General features: G+C 70.3%; 19 protein-coding genes and 1 tRNA gene. 9 read left to right on the top strand and 11 right to left on the bottom strand.

Annotation, left to right across the window (positions count from 1 at the left end; genetic code table 11):
* From MKK64_RS14375 to MKK64_RS14365, 3 genes are all read left to right on the top strand, one after another.
* Positions 1–282, top strand: a 282-nt coding sequence (locus MKK64_RS14375) for a hypothetical protein (protein WP_243935571.1), incomplete at its 5' end; no start/stop codon positions are given.
* Positions 279–569 (top strand): hypothetical protein, encoded by a 291-nt coding sequence (locus MKK64_RS14370; RefSeq protein ID WP_243935570.1) that lies wholly within the window; start codon positions 279–281, stop codon positions 567–569. The genes MKK64_RS14375 and MKK64_RS14370, both read left to right, overlap by 4 nt.
* On the top strand, positions 566–745 hold the full coding sequence (locus tag MKK64_RS14365; RefSeq protein ID WP_243935569.1) for a hypothetical protein: 180 nt from the start codon (positions 566–568) through the stop codon (positions 743–745). Before MKK64_RS14370 ends, MKK64_RS14365 begins: the two co-directional genes overlap by 4 nt.
* A 28-nt stretch (positions 746–773) precedes the next feature.
* Here the strand turns inward: MKK64_RS14365 and MKK64_RS14360 are convergent, their stop codons facing one another.
* The 8 genes from MKK64_RS14360 to MKK64_RS14325 form a co-directional block, all read right to left on the bottom strand.
* Positions 774–947 carry a hypothetical protein gene (locus tag MKK64_RS14360; RefSeq protein ID WP_243935568.1) on the bottom strand — a complete coding sequence of 58 codons (174 nt, stop codon included), beginning with the start codon at positions 945–947 and terminating at the stop codon, positions 774–776.
* 338 nt (positions 948–1,285) lie between these two features.
* Positions 1,286–1,377, bottom strand: a tRNA-Ser gene (locus MKK64_RS14355).
* A 13-nt stretch (positions 1,378–1,390) separates the two neighbouring features.
* Positions 1,391–2,239 (bottom strand): glycosyltransferase family 2 protein, encoded by an 849-nt coding sequence (locus MKK64_RS14350; RefSeq protein ID WP_243935567.1) that lies wholly within the window; start codon positions 2,237–2,239, stop codon positions 1,391–1,393.
* Entirely contained in the window at positions 2,236–3,771 is a 1,536-nt protein-coding gene (locus MKK64_RS14345; RefSeq protein WP_243935566.1) for an acyl-CoA synthetase, read from the bottom strand. The genes MKK64_RS14350 and MKK64_RS14345 overlap by 4 nt, the downstream gene beginning before the upstream one ends.
* A 71-nt stretch (positions 3,772–3,842) precedes the next feature.
* Positions 3,843–6,068: a xanthine dehydrogenase family protein molybdopterin-binding subunit gene (locus tag MKK64_RS14340; protein WP_243935565.1), complete on the bottom strand. Its 2,226-nt coding sequence runs from the start codon at positions 6,066–6,068 to the stop codon at positions 3,843–3,845.
* Positions 6,069–6,094: 26 nt separating this feature from the next.
* Positions 6,095–7,066: an FAD binding domain-containing protein gene (locus tag MKK64_RS14335; RefSeq protein WP_243935564.1), complete on the bottom strand. Its 972-nt coding sequence runs from the start codon at positions 7,064–7,066 to the stop codon at positions 6,095–6,097.
* A gap of 11 nt (positions 7,067–7,077) precedes the next feature.
* Entirely contained in the window at positions 7,078–7,731 is a 654-nt protein-coding gene (paoA, locus tag MKK64_RS14330; RefSeq protein WP_243935563.1) for an aldehyde dehydrogenase iron-sulfur subunit PaoA, read from the bottom strand.
* Between the two features lie 309 nt (positions 7,732–8,040).
* Positions 8,041–8,793 (bottom strand): sigma-70 family RNA polymerase sigma factor, encoded by a 753-nt coding sequence (locus tag MKK64_RS14325; RefSeq protein WP_243935562.1) that lies wholly within the window; start codon positions 8,791–8,793, stop codon positions 8,041–8,043.
* A gap of 396 nt (positions 8,794–9,189) precedes the next feature.
* On the opposite strand from MKK64_RS14325, the gene nadA reads away from it, so the two are divergent.
* The 5 genes from nadA (at position 9,190) to MKK64_RS14300 (ending at position 15,296) form a co-directional block, all read left to right on the top strand.
* Positions 9,190–10,212 carry a quinolinate synthase NadA gene (nadA, locus tag MKK64_RS14320; RefSeq protein WP_243935561.1) on the top strand — a complete coding sequence of 341 codons (1,023 nt, stop codon included), beginning with the start codon at positions 9,190–9,192 and terminating at the stop codon, positions 10,210–10,212.
* Positions 10,209–11,735, top strand: a complete 1,527-nt coding sequence (locus tag MKK64_RS14315; protein ID WP_243935560.1) for an L-aspartate oxidase — start codon at positions 10,209–10,211, stop codon at positions 11,733–11,735. Before nadA ends, MKK64_RS14315 begins: the two co-directional genes overlap by 4 nt.
* Positions 11,732–12,586, top strand: coding sequence for a carboxylating nicotinate-nucleotide diphosphorylase (nadC, locus tag MKK64_RS14310; protein ID WP_243935559.1), 855 nt, complete (start codon positions 11,732–11,734; stop codon positions 12,584–12,586). The genes MKK64_RS14315 and nadC overlap by 4 nt, the downstream gene beginning before the upstream one ends.
* A 136-nt stretch (positions 12,587–12,722) precedes the next feature.
* Positions 12,723–14,120: a cytochrome P450 gene (locus tag MKK64_RS14305; protein WP_243935558.1), complete on the top strand. Its 1,398-nt coding sequence runs from the start codon at positions 12,723–12,725 to the stop codon at positions 14,118–14,120.
* A 516-nt stretch (positions 14,121–14,636) separates the two neighbouring features.
* Positions 14,637–15,296 carry a L,D-transpeptidase gene (locus MKK64_RS14300; protein ID WP_147843841.1) on the top strand — a complete coding sequence of 220 codons (660 nt, stop codon included), beginning with the start codon at positions 14,637–14,639 and terminating at the stop codon, positions 15,294–15,296.
* 87 nt (positions 15,297–15,383) lie between these two features.
* Here MKK64_RS14300 and MKK64_RS14295 read toward each other — a convergent pair whose 3' ends face one another.
* Positions 15,384–15,833, bottom strand: a complete 450-nt coding sequence (locus MKK64_RS14295) for a gamma-butyrobetaine hydroxylase-like domain-containing protein (RefSeq protein ID WP_243935557.1) — start codon at positions 15,831–15,833, stop codon at positions 15,384–15,386.
* Between the two features lie 153 nt (positions 15,834–15,986).
* Between MKK64_RS14295 and moaA the strand changes: the two genes are divergently transcribed.
* Positions 15,987–17,006: a GTP 3',8-cyclase MoaA gene (gene moaA / locus MKK64_RS14290; protein ID WP_147843840.1), complete on the top strand. Its 1,020-nt coding sequence runs from the start codon at positions 15,987–15,989 to the stop codon at positions 17,004–17,006.
* Positions 17,007–17,150: 144 nt separating this feature from the next.
* On the opposite strand, the gene MKK64_RS14285 is transcribed toward moaA, so the two are convergent.
* Both MKK64_RS14285 and MKK64_RS14280 read right to left on the bottom strand, forming a co-directional pair.
* On the bottom strand, positions 17,151–17,777 hold the full coding sequence (locus MKK64_RS14285; protein ID WP_243935555.1) for a TPM domain-containing protein: 627 nt from the start codon (positions 17,775–17,777) through the stop codon (positions 17,151–17,153).
* Positions 17,767–18,549 carry a TPM domain-containing protein gene (locus MKK64_RS14280; protein ID WP_243935554.1) on the bottom strand — a complete coding sequence of 261 codons (783 nt, stop codon included), beginning with the start codon at positions 18,547–18,549 and terminating at the stop codon, positions 17,767–17,769. Before MKK64_RS14280 ends, MKK64_RS14285 begins: the two co-directional genes overlap by 11 nt.
* Positions 18,550–18,560: the final 11 nt, after the last annotated feature.

Raw genomic sequence — 18,560 nt, 5'->3', positions numbered from 1 at the left:
CTTGTCTCGCTTCCGCTCATCGGTGGCGGCGTGACGCTCATTGGCAACCCGACTGCGGTCGCCACTCCAATCACCGCGAGCTTACTCGCCAACTATGAGACGTGGCTGAACCAGGAGGCTTACAAGGTCGCTTGTGAGCTTAGACATCCCCCGCTCGGCGCCTTGACCACGCTCTACACTCCGGCGTGGCAGTGGCATCAGGAGCGGGAGTCGCAGCCGCCGTCGCAACGTGCAGCGCTGATCCTCTCGGCAGTAGGATGCGGATGGGAGACTAGCCTATGAAGGCTCTGCCATCCTACCTCGCCGTTGTCCCGTCCGGAGGAAAGCGGTTCAAGCGCCCCAAGCGGCAGGTGCCGAAGTCTGTTCCGACTGCGATGGCTATTGGCGAAGCTCAGATGATGCTGCGGCAAGCTGAGTATGCCGACACGGTGTTGAGGACGCTCGTCGCGGAAGCAATGCGCGGCGATCCTGTGGTGACGATGGCGCTAGCTCGACACGCGAGTGTGGAGATTGGCGCCTTGATCGCACAAGCTCGGCACGCAGCGCAGAGGGTCGTGCAATGCGCATGATCCTCGCCTACCTCGCCGTCGCGAACATCCGTTGGGCCTCGGCAGACATCGCGCGATCCAAAAGGCTCGCCAACGAAGCCGACGCGGCTTTGCTGCGGTCTCGAGAGCGCATTCGCGTTGCCGACGCCTTGGCGACCCGCGCGGGCCTCGGCTCGATGTTCGCTGACCTCCGCTAGCCTGCTGGGTCAAGCCTCACGTGCGGGCTCAGTCCTCCCAGGACCGAAGCCCGCACACCAGGACCGTCACTACCACCGAGCCGGCGATGATCAGCGACAGCGTGAGCTGATCGGTCGGATCATTGGTGAAGGCCCTGGCCACCGCCGGACCGATTAAGGCGCAGCCGGCACCACAGACGATCGCGACTGTGTTCGAAGTCATCACGCACCTCCTCGGAGGCCGATCGCATGTCGCGACCTGATCTTGTCGTCCACGCCCGCCCAGAAACGGGGGAGAACCTGAGCATGGGGGCGTGGACGGTCGATCCTCAGACCGACGCATGGGTAAGCCGGACTAGGGCCCTTTGTTCGAGGCGGTGATCAGATGCCGCGGCCTGAGAAACCGAAGGCGGGCTCAACCTCGTCTATCGACTTGAGCGGCGACCGCGACCGTTCGCTATCAGCCGCCGAGATTTGCGTTGCCCACGCGGGTGCGGGCGTGGGTAGTACAACAGCCCTTGGAGCTAAGTCGTTGAGAAACAATCAAGAATTGAAGCAAAATGGCGGAGACGGAGGGATTCGAACCCTCGATACCCATTTCTGGGTATGCTCATTTAGCAAACGAGTGCCTTCAGCCGCTCGGCCACGTCTCCAGCGTCGTCGGCTCTAAGAGGTCGGGCCGGGGCGGTCAAGCGGGTCGCGGGCTTGGCGCGTGGCGGAGGCCCTTCGGCGTTCGTAGTGCTTGGCGATGCGCAGGTGGCGCGAGATCGCGTAGTTCATCGCCGTGAGGAAGCCGTAGACGCCGCGGACGCAGTGGCGGCGGCCGAAATAGGCCTTCAGGAAGTTGCCGGGCAGCTCCACGAACACGCGCCAGCTCGGGATCGCGACGCCGCGGGCTTCGAGGTCGTCGGCCTGCTGGTCGGAGTAGCGGTTGAGCTTGTCGAGCTGGTCGCCGAGCGAGCGCACCGAGAAGTGATGGATCACCCCCTTGAGCCGTCCGGGCTCGACGCCGGGCTCGAGCGCCACGCGGTCGTGGACCGGGGAGGGCGAGTAGCGCCCGCGATCCTTGCGGTAGAGCCGCACCGGCGTCAGGGCGTAGGCCCAGCGATGCGGCCGGCTCTCGCCGGGGAAGATCTCGGCGATGGCGATGCGCCAGGCGGGCGTTTCGGGCTCGCCGGCGGCGAACAAGGCGCGGATGTTGGCGGCGAGGTCGGGCGGCACCACCTCGTCGGCGTCGAGGTTCAGGAGCCAGGCGTGGCGGCACTGGTCCTCGGCGAAGCGCTTCTGCGGGCCGTAGCCCGGCCAGTCGTTGTGGATCACCCGCACGCCGAGGGAGGCCGCCAGCGCCTGCGTCCCGTCGGTCGAGCCGGAATCGACCACCACCAGGTCGTCGGTCAGGTCGCGCACTGCACGGATCGTCGCGCCGATGCGGTCCGCCTCGTTGCGGGCGATGATGAAGACGGAGATCGGCAGGGTGCTCGTGCCGTTCGGCGGGATCGCGGACACGCGGCTCAAGCCCCGGTTGCCGCGGCGAGCCGCTTGCGCTGGACCTTGCCGTTGGCGGTGCGGGGGAGGGCGTCGAGGAAGCGGATCTCCCGCGGGCGCTTGTAGGCCGCGAGGCGCTCGGCGCACCACGCGATCAGCGCGTCCGCGTCGGGCTCGGCGCCCGGCTGCAGCACGACGAAGCCACAGATCACCGAGACGTCGGCGCGCACGGCCAGCTCGGCGACCCCAGCTTCGACGACGGACGGATGCGCGATCAGCGCGCCCTCGACCTCGTTCGGGGAGACGCGGTAGCCCATCGCGTTCATCAGGTCGTCGTTGCGGCCCTCGAACCAGAGATAGCCGTCGGCATCGAGCCGGGCGAGGTCGCCGCCGGCGAACCAGTCGCCGCGCAGCACCTGCGCCTCCTCGTCGGGCCTGTTCCAGTAGCCGAGCATTAGGCCGGGCTCGGAGCGGTGGACCGCGAGCAAGCCGGTCTCGCCGCCCGGTACCGGCTCGGGTGCGCCCTCGACCGGCAGGATCGCCACGCGCCGTCCCGGCTGGGGCTTGCCCGGCGAGCCGCGGCGCTGCGCGATCGTCGGCCCGGTCGAGACGTAGGTCGAGATCTCGCTCATGCCGAGCGCCTCGTAGAGCGGCTTTCCCGTCGCTTCGGTCCAGGCGTCGAGCACGTCCGCGGGAAGCGCCTCGCCGGCGGTGCAGCCGTGGCGCAGGCTCGACAGGTCGTGGCTGCCCGGGTCGCCGTACTTGAGGATCTGGCGATACAGGCTCGGCACGGCGGCGAAGATCGTGGCGCGATGGCGCGCGATCAGCCGGGGCCAGACGGACGGGTCGCGCGGCCCGTTGTACAGCACGGCGGTCGCGCCGACGGACCACGGATCGGTGATGCCGACGCCGAGCGTGTAGGTCCAGTTCATCGTACCGGCGTGCAGCATCGTGTCGGATTCCGAAAGGCCGAGCCAGTGCTCGAGCATCGGCCGGCGGCCGTAGACCGCGCGGTGGGCGTGCAGCACGCCCTTCGGTCGGCTGGTGGTGCCGGAGGTGTAGACCAGGGTCGCCGGGTCGTCGGCGGAGGTGTCCGCGTAGTCGGCGAGCGGCGCTTCGGTCTTCATCGCGGCGATGGCCGCTGCATCGAGAAGGATGCAGTCGCTGAGAGCCGCCGGATCGACCACGCAGCCGCCGCCGACGGCGACCGCCGCCGCACCCGAGTTCTCCATCAGGAAGGCTGCCTCGGCCGGCGTCAGCTGCGGCGACGATGGGAGGGCGACGAGGCCTGCGGCGAGCGCGGCGAAGTAGACGAGGACGTAGTCGGCCTCGTTGCCCATGCGGATCATCACCCGGTCGCCGCGGCGCAATCCGCGGGCCAGGAGCCCGGCCGCGATCCCGCGGACGGCGCGGTCGGCCTCGGCGAAGGTGAGGGTCTCGACCGCCTCGCCCGCGCCGACGAGGATCAGCGCGGTCTTGTCCGGCCGTGCCCGCACGTTCTCGCCGAGGCAGTAGCGCGCCGCATTGAAGCGGCTCGGGGGATGGCGGTCGGCGGACACCATGGCGTGGCTCCCGGATGTTGGCACATCGCGGGATGTCCATGGGCGAGGCCGCCGTCAACCACTCCCTGGCGTCATGCCCGGCGCGGCGCGCGGCCTTCCTGCTCCTCGAAGCCCTTCAGCACCTTGTCCAGCGTCAGCGGATAGTCGCGGATGCGGATGCCGGTGGCGTTGTAGACGGCGTTGGCCAAAGCCGCGCCGGCGCCGCAGATGCCGAGCTCGCCCAGCCCCTTGCTCTTGAGCGGGTTGGCCTTGTCGTCGCGCTCCGGCAGGAACACCGCGTCCATCGCAGGAATGTCGGCGTGGACCGGCACGTGATACTCGGCGAGATCGTGGTTGACGTAGGTGGCGGTGCGCGGGTCGATCACCGCATCCTCCATCAGCGCCGCGCCGACGCCGAAGGTCATCCCGCCGATCGCCTGGCTGCGGGCGGTCTTGGCGTTGAGGATGCGGCCGCCGGTGAAGACGCCGAGCATCCGCTTCAGACGGATCTCGCCGGTGTCGCGGTCGACGCCGACCTCGGCGAAGTGCGCACCGAACGAGTAGTGCGAGAACTTCTCCTTCAGCGCGCCGGGCTTGATCTCGCCCTCCGCCGCGACGCCGCTCGACCCGGCGAGGTCGGCCAGGGCTTCGGAGCGGTTTCCGGAGGTGACGCGCCCGTGCGCGAAGACGACGCCGTCCGGGTTGAGGTCGGTCGCCGCCACGAGCTTGTTGCGCAGGTTGTCGCAGGCGACGTAGAGCGCCGAGCCGGCCGAGCCCGCGCCGAACGATCCGCCGGAGCCGGCCGCCGCGGGATAGGCGGTGTCGCCGATCTCGACGCGGATGCGCTCGACCGGGAGCCCCATCATCTCGCCGGCGATCTGGGCGAGGATGGTGTAGGTGCCGGTGCCGATGTCGGTCATCGCCATCCGCACGGTCAGGTATCCGTCGGCGCCGAGCTTCACCGACGCCGAGGACGGCATCAGCGGGTTGAGGCGGGCCGCCGCCGACATGCCCATGCCGACCATCCAATTGCCGTCGCGCATCGTGCCAGCCGCCTTGCGGCGGTCCCATCCGAACAGCTTGGCACCCTCGCGCATGCACGGCACGAGCTGGCGCACGGTGAACGGCACCTGCTTCTCCGGGTCCTGCGTCGGCTCGTTGCGGATTCGCAGCTCGATCGGGTCGAGGCCGATCTGCTCGGCGAGCTCGTCCATGGCGCATTCGAAGGCGAGCATGCCGACGGCCTCGCCGGGCGCACGCATCGAGGACGCGATCGGCAGGTCGAGCTTGGCCAGGCGATGGCGCGTGATGCGGTTCGGCGCGGCATAGAGCGAGCGCGTGACGTTGGCCGAGGTCTCGTAGAACTCGTCACCCTGTGCCGTGTCGGACCAGGATTCGTGGGACAGGGCCGTCAGCCTTCCGTCGCGGTCGGAGGCCAGCCGGATGCGCTGGATCGTGTCGGTGCGGTGGGTCGCGACGTGGAATTCCTGCTGCCGGGACAGGGCCACCTTCACGGGGCGCTGGATTGCTTTGGAGGCCAGCGCGGCGAGCGTCGCCTCCGGCATTGGCTGCAGCTTCGAGCCGAAGCCGCCGCCGATGTAATGGCTCACCAGACGCACGTTCTCGACCGGCAGCTTCAGCACCGAAGCGAGCGACTTCTGCCCGCGGTTCAGCATCTGGTTGGCGGTGTAGAGCACGACCTTGTCGCCCTCCCACGAGGCGATCGTCGCGTGCGGCTCCATCTGCGCGTGGATCTGCGTCGGCGTCGTGTACTCGACGTCGAGCTTGACCGGGGCCGCGGCGAAGGCACCGTCGAAGTCGCCGAGCTTCGAATCCGGGTCGGTCTGCTGCTTCTTCGGCTCGACCGCCTGGGGCAGCGCCGCCCGCAGCGAGGCTTTCGGGGCCCGGACGTCGTAGGCGACCTTCACCAGCTTGGCCGCGGCGCGCGCCTGCTCGAAGGTCTCGGCCACGACGAAGGCCACCGGCTGATCGAAGAACCCGATGTTCGTCCCGGAGAGCTGCGGCCAGACCTGCTCCTTCTTCTCCCCTTGCTCGGGCACGTTCTCGTGGGTCATCACATGGATGACGCCGGGTGCCTTCGCGGCGGCGGCGGTATCGATCGAGCGGATCGTGCCGGCGGCGATCGTCGCGCCGACGATGAAGCCGTAGGCTGGGTTCTTCACCTCTCGGGTCTCGTAGGCATAGGGCGCGCGGCCCATCACCTTGAGGCGGCCGTCGATGCGGTCGATCGGCCGTCCGACGAGGCCGTCGGGCCTGTCGTCGAGCGGCGTCTTCCCGACCGGTTGATTCATCTCCATGGCATTCATCCTGAAAGCGTGGACGGTCAGGTCCGGGTGGCGTCAGTCACCACCGCGCGGAGCGTCCGCCGGGTCAGCGGGATCTTGAAGTCGTTGGTGCCGTAGCCGCGGGCGCCGTCCAGGACCGCATCCGCGGCGTCGTCGGCGCTACCGCCCTTGGCGAGCACGGCCTCGGCCGCCTCGACCCGCCACGGCTTATGCGCGAGGCCGCCGAAGGCCATCCGCGCCTGCGTGATCTTGCCGTCCGCCTTGCCGATGACGGCCGCGATCGAGACCGTGGCGAAGGCGTAGGAGGCGCGGTCGCGCACCTTGCGATACACGTGCAGGCCCTCGACGGGCTTCGGCAGCGTCACGGCCGTGATGATCTCGCCCGGCTGCAGGGCGGTCTCGATCTGCGGGGTGTCGCCCGGCAGGCGGTGGAACTGTGCCATCGGGATCGCGCGGGTCGCGCCGTTCGGCGACAGCGTCTCGACGCTGGCATCGAGGACCCGCATCGCGACATTCATGTCGGAGGGGTTGGTGGCGATGCAGGCATCGCTGGTGCCGAGCACCGCCATGATGCGGTTGAACCCGCCGATCGCCGAGCAGCCCGAGCCGGGCTCGCGCTTGTTGCAGGGTTTCGACGTGTCGTAGAAATAGTAGCACCGCGTGCGCTGGAGCAGGTTTCCAGCGGTCGTGGCCTTGTTGCGCAGCTGCCCCGAAGCGCCCGCGAGCAGGGCCTTGCTCAGCACCGCGTAATCCTTCCGCACCCGCGGGTCGGCGGCGAGATTGGAGTTGCGCACAAGCGCGCCGATGCGCAGGCCGCCCTCCGGTGTGGCCTCGACCTTGTCGAGGGGCAGCCGGTTGACGTCGATCAGGGTCGCTGGCGTCTCAACCTGGAGCTTCATCAGGTCGAGCAGGTTGGTGCCGCCGGCGATGAACTTGGCATTCGGCCGGTCCGCCGCGAGCCGCGCCGCGTCGCGGACGGTGGAAGGCCGCTCGTAGGTGAAGGCTTTCATCGCGCGCGCCTCTAGAGTTCGGTGCCGGCGACGTCGCGGATCGCCGCGACGATGTTCGGGTAGGCGCTGCAGCGGCACAGGTTGCCGCTCATCCGCTCGCGGATCTCGGCATCGGTGAACGCAGCCTTGCCGACGAGGTCTTCGGTGACGTGGCTCGGCCAGCCCGCCTTGACTTCCGCCAGCATGCCGACGCTGGAGCAGATCTGGCCCGGCGTGCAGTAGCCGCACTGGAACCCGTCATGCTGAAGGAACGCCGCCTGGATCGGGTGGAGCTGCTCCTCGGTGCCCAAGCCTTCGATCGTGGTGATCGCGTCGCCATCGTGCATCGCGGCGAGCGTCAGGCAGGAATTGATCCGGCGCCCATCCACCAGCACCGTGCACGCGCCGCATTGGCCGTGGTCGCAGCCCTTCTTCGAGCCGTTGAGGTCAAGATGCTCGCGCAGCGCGTCGAGCAGGGTGGTGCGCGTGTCGAGGGTGAGGTCGTGCTCGGTGCCGTTCACCGTCAGGCGGACCGACAGCATCTGCGGCGCCTGATCGCCCGGTGCGTCCGCGAAGGCCGGCTTTGCCGGCAGGCCGAAGCCGGTGGCGGCCGCCGCGACGGCGCAGCTCTCCATCAGCGTCCGCCGCGTCAGCGCGAAGGCGCCGTCTCGTGTCTTGTCCGTCATGCTCGCTGTCCCGTGCGACCGGTGGTGCCGGCTGCTGTGGTGCGGGCGAAGTGCGTGCCCGCAGGGCGGTATCGCAACGGGAACGCCAGACGGATTGATTCGATCCGTTCCAGACTGCGCCGGATCGGCGCGGTTGGATAAAGAATGTGATCGCGATCGGCGCGCCGTGCGGCGGCATGGTTCGACGACCCGGACGCAGCGCGCTGCCGGCTTCAGGGATCGCTCTCGACCTTAGGGCTGCCGCTCGCGCTCGACGACGCAGGTCGCGCCTGCGAAGGGGCAGGTCGCGCCCGCGAAGGGACGGTCCGCTCAGGCGCCGGCGGCGAGGCCGCCTTCGCCGATCGCCGAGAGCGTGAGGTGGTCAGCGCCGACCTCGGCACCGGTATAGCCGAGCATGTGCGCGAGTTGGTCGCGGGCGCGCCACACGCGGCTCTTCACGGTGCCGATCCGGCACTTGAGGATCGTCGCCGCCTCTTCGTACGACACGTTCTCGACGGCGACGAGGATCAGCGCCTCGCGCATCGGCGGCGACAGGCGCCCGAGCGCGACCTGCACGTCCTGAAGATCGAGGTGGCCGCCCTGCTCGGGCAGGCTCGTCAGGCGCGCGGCGTGATCGCCATCGCTGTCGGCGACCTCGCGGGCGTGCTTGCGGTGGACGCTGTAGAAGGCGTTGCGCATGATGGTGAACAGCCAGGCGCCGAGGTTGGTCCCAACCTTGAAGCTGCCGCGGCTGCGCCAGGCGCGCAGCATCGTGTCCTGCACGAGATCGTCGGCCGCCGAGGGGTTGCGGGTCAGCGAGATGGCGAAGCTGTGCAGGCTGGTGGCGGCTTCGAGCAGGCCGGCCTTGAACGCCGCGTCGTCGCGCCCCTGCGCGTCGGCAAGAACAACTTCGAGGCGCGCCAGCAGATCGCCGAGATGGGACGGCGGCGGGGCCTGCATCGAGGCGGCATACGTGGTTCGAAGATGCTCACCGAGATGGATGCGGATCGCATCGGACAGTTTCGGCGCCGCGACGGACAGGGAGTCCGAGGAGCCATTGCTGTCTTCCGTGGTGATGAGCATCGTGCCCCGCGCAGCTGGAGTTCCGATGGCGCCTCGGCACCGGCTCGCGATGTCGCGCAATCGATCGGGTGCCGCAGCAACATAGGTTATCTTTGGGCGGTTTCGGCCTGCGGCGATCTAGGCATTGCTGCCTCATCGCGGCGAGGCGTCGGTCCTCCCACGGCCCGCGTCCTGGTCAAAAATTCCGCATCCCGGACAGGACGACCAACCTGTCCTGCACGAGCCCATCACGCCGGAAGCGCGCGAGCCTCGGACCGGGGCGACGGCGTTGTGCGACGCATCGCGCCGGGTGGGTCGCAAAACCGTTATGCTCAGTCTCAGCATATCTAGACACGGCGATCCGGCGCGCCTAACTTAGGCGACACAATGCTCAAACTGAGCATAATGGAGGGCGCCATGGCGTCGACCGTGTTTCCCGTCTCCGCCCCCCGCGCCGTTCCGGCAGGGATGCCGCTGCCCGAGATCTACGCCCGGGTCAGCCGCCACATCCCGGCGATCGAATGGCCGGCGCTCGCCCCCGACATCGAGGCGATCCTCCGCCTCAAGCGCGAGCGCAACGCCGTGATCCTGGCGCACAACTATCAGGCGCCGGAGATCTTCCACACGGTGGCTGACATCGTCGGCGACAGCCTGGCCCTCGCCCGCGAGGCGGCGACGGTGAAGGCCGACGTGATCGTGCTCGCCGGCGTGCACTTCATGGCCGAGACGGCCAAGCTGCTGAACCCGGGCAAGACCGTCCTGATCCCGGATCTCGGCGCCGGCTGCTCGCTCGCCGACTCGATCACCGCCGCCGACGTGCGCGGCCTGCGCGCCAAGTATCCCGGCGTGCCGATCGTGACCTACGTCAACACCTCCGCGGCGGTGAAGGCCGAGTCCGACCTGTGCTGCACCTCCGGCAACGCCGTCGAGGTGATCCGCTCGCTCGGCGTGAAGCGCGTGCTGATGATCCCCGACGAGTTCCTGGCGCAGAACGTCCAGGCGGTGCTGCCCGAGATCGAGATCCTCACCTGGGCCGGGCATTGCGAGGTGCACGAGCGCTTCACCCCAGCCGACATCCGCGAGGTGCGCGAGAGCTATCCCGGCGTCACCGTCATCGCCCACCCGGAATGCCCGCCGGACGTCGTCGCCGAATCCGACTTCTCGGGCTCGACCGCGATGATGATGAACTTCGTCACCGAGAAGCGCCCGGCGCAGGTCGTGCTCGTGACCGAGTGCTCGATGGCCGACAACATCGCGGCCGCGAACCCGGACATCGAGTTCATCAAGCCGTGCAACATGTGCCCGCACATGAAGCGGATGAGCCTGTCGAACATCCGGCACGCCCTGGAGACCCTGACCCACGAGGTCGTCGTCGACCCGGCTTTGGCCGACCGGGCGCGCGCCGCGGTGGAGCGCATGCTCGCGGTGGGTGCGCGATGAACGCGTTCTCGCGCAACCCCGCCGACCGCGTCGTCGTCGTCGGCGCCGGCGTCGCGGGCCTGAGCGTCGCCCTGCGGCTCGCGCCGCGGCCGGTGACGCTGGTCAGCGCCGCGCCCCTCGGGCTCGGCACCGCCACCGGCTGGGCGCAGGGCGGCATCGCCGCCGCGATCGGCGCCGACGACGCCCCGTCGCTCCATGCCGCCGACACCGAGGCTGCGGGTGCCGGCCTCACCGATCCTGCGGTCGCCCTTCGGGTGGCCGCGGAAGGTCCGCGGCTGATCGACTGGCTGGTCTCGCTCGGCGCGCCGTTCGACCGCGACGCCGACGGTGCTCTGGCGCTCGGCCTGGAGGCAGCTCACGGCCGCCGCCGAATCGTGCGGGCGGGCGGCGACTCCACCGGCGCGCGCGTCCTAGAGACCTTGGTGCGTGCGGTGTTCGCGACGCCCTCCATCGAGGTGGTGACCGCCTCGGTCCACGACCTGCTTCAGGACGAGAACGGGGCGGCGGCCGGCGTCGTGTGCGAGCGCGACGGCGCGCGCTTCCGCATCCGTGCCCGCGCCGTCGTGCTCGCCACGGGCGGGGTCGGCGCGCTCTACGCCTCGACCACGAACCCGCGCGGCGCCACCGGCCGCGGCCTCGCGCTGGCGGCCCGGGCCGGCGCGGTGATGCGCGACCTCGAATTCGTGCAGTTCCACCCGACGGCGATCGCCGTCGGCGCCGACCCGATGCCGCTCGCCACCGAGGCGCTGCGGGGGGAGGGCGCCCGGCTCGTCGACGAGACCGGCGCCGCCGTGATGGCCGGCATCGCCGGCGGCGACCTCGCGCCGCGCGACGTCGTCGCCCGCGGCATCTTCCAGGCCCTGGCGCGGGGCCGCACGGTCTACCTCGACACCCGCGGGACGCTCGGCGCGGCGATGCCGACGCGCTTCCCCACCGTCGCGGGCCTGTGCGCGACGGCCGGCATCGATCCGGCGCGGCAGGCGATCCCGGTGCGGCCGGCCGCGCACTACCACATGGGCGGCATCCAGGTGGACGGCACCGGCGCGTCGAGCGTTCCCGGTCTCTACGCCAACGGCGAGGTCGCCTCGACCGGCCTGCACGGCGCGAACCGGCTCGCCAGCAACTCGCTGCTCGAGGCGCTGGCCTTCTCCGGCTTCATCGCCGACGCCTTCGACGCGATGCCTCCGGCCGCCGTCCTGCCCGAGATCCGCACCGCGCGCGCATCGAGCGACCTGCCGGCGATCCGGGCGATCATGGAGCGCCATGTCGGCGTGGTCCGCGACGCGGCCGGCCTGCAGATCGCCGTCGACGGCCTGTCGCGCTTGGCCGAAACGGGCTGCGACGCCGCGCTCACCGCCCTGATGATGGCGCAGGCGGCACTCGGTCGCTGCGAGAGCCGCGGCGGCCACTGGCGCAGCGACCATCCGCACGCCGCGCCGGCCCGGCACACCGAGGCGACGCTGCGCAGCCCCGGCGCGGCCCCATCCGAACCCGCGCGCACCGACGAGGCGTTGGCCCGATGAGCGATATCCTGCCCCTGCCGCGGCTCCTCGTGGAGCCGATCGTCCGCGCCGCGCTGCTCGAGGATCTGGGCCGCGCCGGCGACATCACCACCGATGCGATCGTGCCGCCGGACGCACGCCTGGACGGCGTCATCGCCGCCCGCCAGGACGGCGTGATCTCCGGCGTCGACGCCGCGGTGATCGCCTTTGCCCTGATCGATCCGGCGGTGCGGGCCGTGGTCGAGCGCGGCGACGGCGCCCGCGTCGCGCCCGGCGACGTGGTGATCCGGCTGTCGGGGCCGGCCCGCGCGATCCTCACCGCCGAGCGCGTCGCGCTGAACCTGCTCTGCCGGATGTCGGGCGTCGCGACCGCCACGGCAGGGCTCGTCGAGGCGGCGCGGCCGCACGGCAAGGCCTCGATCGTCTGTACCCGCAAGACCACGCCGGGCCTGCGCGCGCTGGAGAAGCACGCGGTGCGCGCCGGCGGCGGCTCGAATCACCGCTTCGGCCTCGACGACGCGGTGTTGATCAAGGACAACCACGTGGCGGTGGCCGGCGGCATCGTCCCGGCGATCGAGCGGGCGCGCGCCCGGGCGGGGCACCTCGTCAAGATCGAGGTCGAGGTCGACACGCTCGACCAGCTGCAGGAGGCGCTTTCGGTCGGCGCCGACGCGGTGCTCCTCGACAACATGAATCCGGAGCAGCTCACCCGGGCGGTGGCGATGATCGACGGGCGTGCGCTGGCGGAAGCCTCGGGCCGGATCACCGCGGCGACCATCGGCGCGGTGGCGGCGTCGGGGGTCGACCTGATCTCCTGCGGCTGGATCACCCACAGCGCCGCGATCATCGATCTCGGCCTCGACGCCGCCTGACCGGAACACCCGGACCGGTAGGTGCCTCCCGGCATCAGCCCTTGTGCCGCGACCGTCGGATCGGCATGGGAGGGTCGTCTCGGGGCGAGGCGAGGCGGTCCGGCAGCATCCGGCCCGGTGATCGGGTTGGGGTTCCATGGCGGTCGGCGTATCGGACGACGTGGCGGAACGGGCGGCTTCGGCGGCCGGCGATCCGCCGATTCCCGGCATGCCGCCGCGTCCGGCTCGGCGGCTGCCGACCTGGACCTTCCTGAGGACCGCCGCGACCAACTCGCTCGCGGCCTGCGACGCCGAGCTGTTCGAGCGCCTGATCGTCCCGCGCAACTACTGGAGCCAGCAGGTCCTCTTCGTCAGCGATCCTGACGCGATCCGTCACGTGCTGATCGACCGGTTCGACAACTATCCCCGCGTGACCTCGATCCGCCGCCTGTTCGAGACCGATCTGCGCACCGGCACCCTGGCGAGCGAGGGCGAGGTCTGGCGGCGGCACCGCCGCGTCGCGACGCCGACGATCGATCCGCGCTCGATCCGTCCCGACATCCCGGCGATGCTGGAACTGGCCGGCCGCATCGCCGACGCGGTCGAGGCCGAGGGCTCGACCGCGCCGGTCGATATCGAGCGCTCGGTCGGAAGCCTCTCGACGCTGCTGTGGAACCAAGTGGTCACCGGCGGCGATCCTGCCGGGTTGCCGATCCTGCGCTGGCTTTCGAAGGTGCCGCACAAGCCGCGGCTGATCGACCTGATCCCGAAGCCGCCTTGGCTCGCGGACCGCCTCGTCCACCGCCGCCGCGACCCGGCCCTGCCGCTGCTCGACGCCGACCTGCACGCGATGATCGCCGCACGGCGAGGGCCGGACTACGCCGGCCCGCACGACCTGTTGTGGCGCCTCGCCCACGGGCGCGACCGGCAGACCGGCGAAGGCCTGCCGGATGCGGAGGTGCGCGACGAGGCCGCGAGCCTGATCGCCGGCGGCGCGGCCTCCGTGCGAGCGCTGACCTGGATCTGGTACCTCCTCGCCCTGCATCCCACCGTCGAGGCGCGCTTCCATGCCGAGCTCGACGCGGCGATGCCCGACGGCGTCGCGACCCCCGACGCCTTGGACAAGCTGCCCTATACCCGCCGCGTGCTCGACGAGGTGATGCGGCTGTATCCGCCGATCCCCGCCATCCTGCGGCAGGCCGCGGCTCGCGACGTCGTCGGCGGCCACCGGGTCCGGCGCGGCGCGATCATCGCCGTGATGCCGTGGATCGTGCACCGGCACCGAAAGCTCTGGCGCGATCCCGACCTGTTCGATCCCGAGCGCTTCACGGAAGGCAACGGCGTCGGCCGCCCGCGGCTCGCCTACCTGCCGTTCGCGACCGGCCCGCGGGTCTGCGTCGGGGCATCCTTCGCGCTGACGCAGATGCTGGTCGTGATCGCCGTGCTCGGGCGCCGCTTCCGCTTCCGCCTCGCCTCCGACGCGCCGGTGGTGCCGTTCGGCGCGATCAGCCTGCAGCCGAAGGGCGGCCTGCCGGTGCTGGTCGAGTCGCGCTGAGCCAGCGGTCGAGCCCTCCAAAAGGAAAAAGCGCGTCCTCGATCTTGAGGAACGCGCTTCGGAAGGTGGCCCGTGGTCTCAGGATACGGGCGACGATCTCCTATCCGGTGCGGCAGGCATCCGTATCGGGGCATGGTGCCGAACAGACTACAAAGCCCGCGCGATGTCGCGGCTAGGACAGCGCTCGACCGGATGACGATCGGTTCGCGTCACGTCGCGGCAGGTCCTCATCTCGATCCCGCCGCACCGTCGCCGTATTCGGCAGCTGCCGGTAAAAGATGTTTCAGCGTTCGTTATCCACAGCGCGCGACCCGGCCACGTTCTCGCTCCGATACGGCAAAGCTGCCACAGTGTTGCCACCGTGTCACGGCGCGACGCGAACCATGGTGCGGCGCGGTTTCAGGCTTGGCTTTGGGCCGCGCTCGTTTACCCCTTGGCGAGACTTGGCACGGCATCGTGCCGAAGCGTCGTCCACCGCGTTCTCCACAATTTTCGCCTGCCTTTTGAGAGGCCTTGATGCGTCGTAACTTCGCCCTGATCGGGCTCGTTTGTGCGGCTGCCGCCTGGGCGGCGCCTGCACTCGCCTACGAGATCGACCCGTTGACCCGTCAGCCGCTGGACAACGCGCTGTCGGTGCGCGTGCGCCCGCAGGCGGTCCAGGCCGTGGCGGTCCCGACGGCTAACGCTTCGCTCAACGCAGCCGACCCGATGGCCTCCGCCGTCCCGCAGATGTCGGCGGTTCCGCGCGAGACCGTGGCCTATAACGGCCCGTACTCGGCCGGCACCATCGTCGTCTCCACCGCCGAGCGCCGCCTGTACTACATCCTCGGCAACGGCGAGGCTCTGCGCTACGGCGTCGGCGTCGGCCGTCCCGGCTTCACCTGGGGCGGCGTGCAGAACATCACGATGAAGAAGGAATGGCCGGATTGGCGCCCGCCGGCGACCATGCTGCGCCGCCGCCCCGACCTGCCGCGCTTCATGAAGGGCGGCATTGAGAACCCGCTCGGCGCCCGCGCGATGTATCTCGGCGGCTCGATCTACCGCATCCACGGCTCGAACGAGCCGGAGACCATCGGCACCGCCGTGTCATCGGGCTGCATCCGCATGGCCAACGAGGACGTGATCGACCTCTACACCCGCGCCAAGGTCGGCACGAAGGTCATCGTCCAGCGCTGATCGGCCGATCGCCGGTCCGGAACGGGACGGTTGCAGAACGAGAAAGGCCGGCGGAGACGCCGGCCTTTCTCGTTTCGCTGGCGGGTCTCAGTGGCAGCCGCACCCGCCGCCGCTGCCGCATCCGCCCTTCGCGGCGGCGTCCTTGGGGGAGCCTCCTTTGATCGGGGCGACCTTCGCGGTCTCCCGGTCCAGGCCGCGCTCGGCCAGCTCGGTGAGATAGGTCGACCAGCGGGCGTCGTACTCGCGGCCGAGCTCGTGCAGGTAGCCCCAGCCGAAGATGCCGGTGTCGTGCATGTCGTCGAAGCCGAGCTTGACCGCGTAGTTGCCGACCGGCTGGATCTCGAGGATCGCGACCGCGCGCTTGCCGCCGATCACCTTGCGCTCGGCCGGCGAGTGGCCCTGCACCTCGGCCGACGGGCTCGACACCCGCAGATACTCCGCCGGCAGCGCGTAGCGCCCACCATCGTCGAAGGCGATGTTGAGCACGCGCTTGTCTCCCGAAAGGCGGATCTCGGTCGGCCAGCGTTCCTCGGTCACGGTTGAACTCCCTTGCAACTTCTGAGGCCGGCGGCGCGTCTGCGTCCCTGCACGCGCTTGCCCACGGGCCTGCGTCCCATCATATGCGCATCCATGCTAGGTTCGTCATCCGATCGCCGCGCGGAAACTGCATCGCCGCCTTCAGAGTCCCGCATGGGCCATCAAAGCCACGTTCAGCCGGCGCCGCTGATCGACCCGTTCCAGCGGGCGATCACCTACCTGCGCATCTCCGTGACCGACCGCTGCGACCTGCGCTGCGTCTACTGCATGTCGGAGGAGATGAACTTCCTGCCCAAGCGCGACCTGCTCACGCTGGAAGAGCTCGACCGGCTCTGCGGGGTGTTCATCGATCGCGGCGTGCGCAAGCTGCGGATCACCGGCGGCGAGCCGCTGGTGCGTCGCGACATCATGCACCTGTTCCGCCGCCTGTCCCGCCATCTCGGCACCGGTGCGCTGGACGAGCTGACGCTCACCACCAACGGCACCCAGCTCGGGCGCTTCGCGGCCGAGCTCGCCGAGCTCGGCATCCGCCGGGTCAACGTCTCGCTCGATACCCTCGACCCGGAGAAGTTCCGCGCGATCACCCGCCGCGGCGACCTGCCCGTGGTGCTCGACGGCATCGCGGCGGCGCGGGCCGCCGGCATCAAGGTGAAGATCAACGCGGTGGCGCTGAAGGGCGTCAACGAGGACGAGATCGCCGACATGATCGCCTGGGCCCACGGCCTCGGCATGGACATGACGCTGATCGAGGTGATGCCGCTGGGCGAGGTCGACGGCGACCGCACCGACCAGTTCCTGCCGCTCTCGGTCGCCCGCGCGCGTCTCGAGCACCGCTACACGATGACGCCGCTGCCCGACCGCACCGGCGGCCCGGCCCGCTACGTCCGCGTCGAGGAGACCGGCGGGCGCCTCGGCTTCATCACGCCGCTGACCCACAATTTCTGCGAGAGCTGCAACCGTGTGCGCCTGACCTGCACCGGCAAGCTCTACATGTGCCTCGGCCAGGAGGACGCCGCCGACCTCCGTGCGGCCTTGCGCGCCTCGCCGGACGACGCGCTCGTGACGGCGGCCGTGGTCGAGGCGATCTCGCGCAAGCCTAAGGGGCACGACTTCGTTATCGAGCGCCAGCGCCCGGCCGCGGTGCCGCGCCACATGAGCGTCACCGGCGGCTAGGACCGGCCCGACCCCTCGATTCTCATCCCCACAATTCTCACGGTGAGGGGGTGAGCGGATATCCGCTTCCGGTATCCCAGCCGGGCGATCGCCTCCGTCGCGGTGCGGGGAGCGTTTGCCGCCATCGTCCGGACCGCTGCGGTCCTATTCCACGACGATGACGTGGTTCGGCAGCTCGTCCGGGTCGCCGCGGCCGGCCGGCACGTGACGCGCAAGCTCCGCTCCCATGCGTTCGACCGCGCGCAGAAGCCCGGCTTCCGCCTCGCCCTCGCGCAAGGCGGTGGTGAGGTCGGCGAGCGTCGCGGTCCAGTGCTCCGCGCCGACGCGATCCAGGATGCCCTGGTCGGCGACGATCTCGGCATGATGCTCGGCCAGCGACAGGTAGAGCAGGATCCCGGTCCGTCCGCGGGTGCGCCCCAGCCCGCGTGACCAGAACGCCCGGCGGGCGGCGTCGCGGGCCCGCGAGCGCCGGATACGACGCGGCGTCAGCGCGACGCGCAGCCGCTCCGACAGGGCCGCCGCGAGGAGGGCCGCCACGAGGGCGGCCTGCGCGAGCAGGATCGCTCCGGTGCTCCAGCTGGTCAGCACCAGCAGCGGCCAGGGTAGGATCAGGCCGGCGACGAGGGCCGTGACGTGCGCGACCGAGCGGTACTGCCCGGCACGGGCCGCCACCATCACCACGATCTCGCCGGCGGTGCCGGCCTCCGCGCGGCCAACGGCTCGCTCGATCCGTGCGTAGGCATCCGGCGTGAGCAGGGGGCTACCAATCACCCGAGGCACCTCCGCCGCCGGACGAGCCGCCGCCGCCCGAGAACCCGCCCCCATCGGAGAAGCCGCCGCCGAACCCGCCCGAGGTGCCGCCGCTCCAACCGCCGGTCCCCGGCCCAGGAAGAAAGACGATGCCGCCGCCGCGCCCGCGGCCGCCGCGGTTCATCCGCCACGCCACGAACAGGATGAGAAGGAACAGGCCGATGAAGATCGCGACCTGCGCCGGATCGACCTCGTCGGAACGGACCTTCGGCTTTCGCTGCCAGACCTCGGCGTCGCCCGAGAGGATCGAGAGCATGCCGTCGACGCCGGCGGTGATCCCGCCGGCGAAGTCGCCATCCTTGAAGCGCGGCGTGATCGCGCTCGCGATGATGACGCGGGACAGGGCGTCGGTGAGGGCGCCTTCGAAACCGTAGCCGACCTCGATGCGGACCTTGCGCTCGGTCGGCGCCACGATCAGCAGGGCGCCGTTGTTGGTCTTTGCCTGACCGATCTTCCACTCCCGGAACAGGCGGTTGGCGTAATCCTCGATCGTGGTGCCCTGAAGGTTCGGCACCGTCGCGACGACGACCTGATCGGAGGTCCTGTCCTCGTAGGCCTTGAGCTTGGCCTCCAGGGTCCCGCGCTGCTCGGGGGTGAGGATCCCGGCGGCGTCGACGACGCGCCCGGTCAGCTTCGGGAAGGTCAGCTCCGCAGCCGCCGCAGCCGTCCACAGCCCGGCGCAGGCCACGAGGGCGAGGACGAGGGGGAAGGCCCTGAGCGCTCCGCGCCGCATGCGCGGGAAAT

This window comes from Methylobacterium sp. E-025, from assembly GCF_022829705.1.
GTDB lineage: Bacteria > Pseudomonadota > Alphaproteobacteria > Rhizobiales > Beijerinckiaceae > Methylobacterium.
Note: the sequence above shows the minus strand (reverse complement) of the source record. Positions and strands in the feature narration are given on the sequence as shown.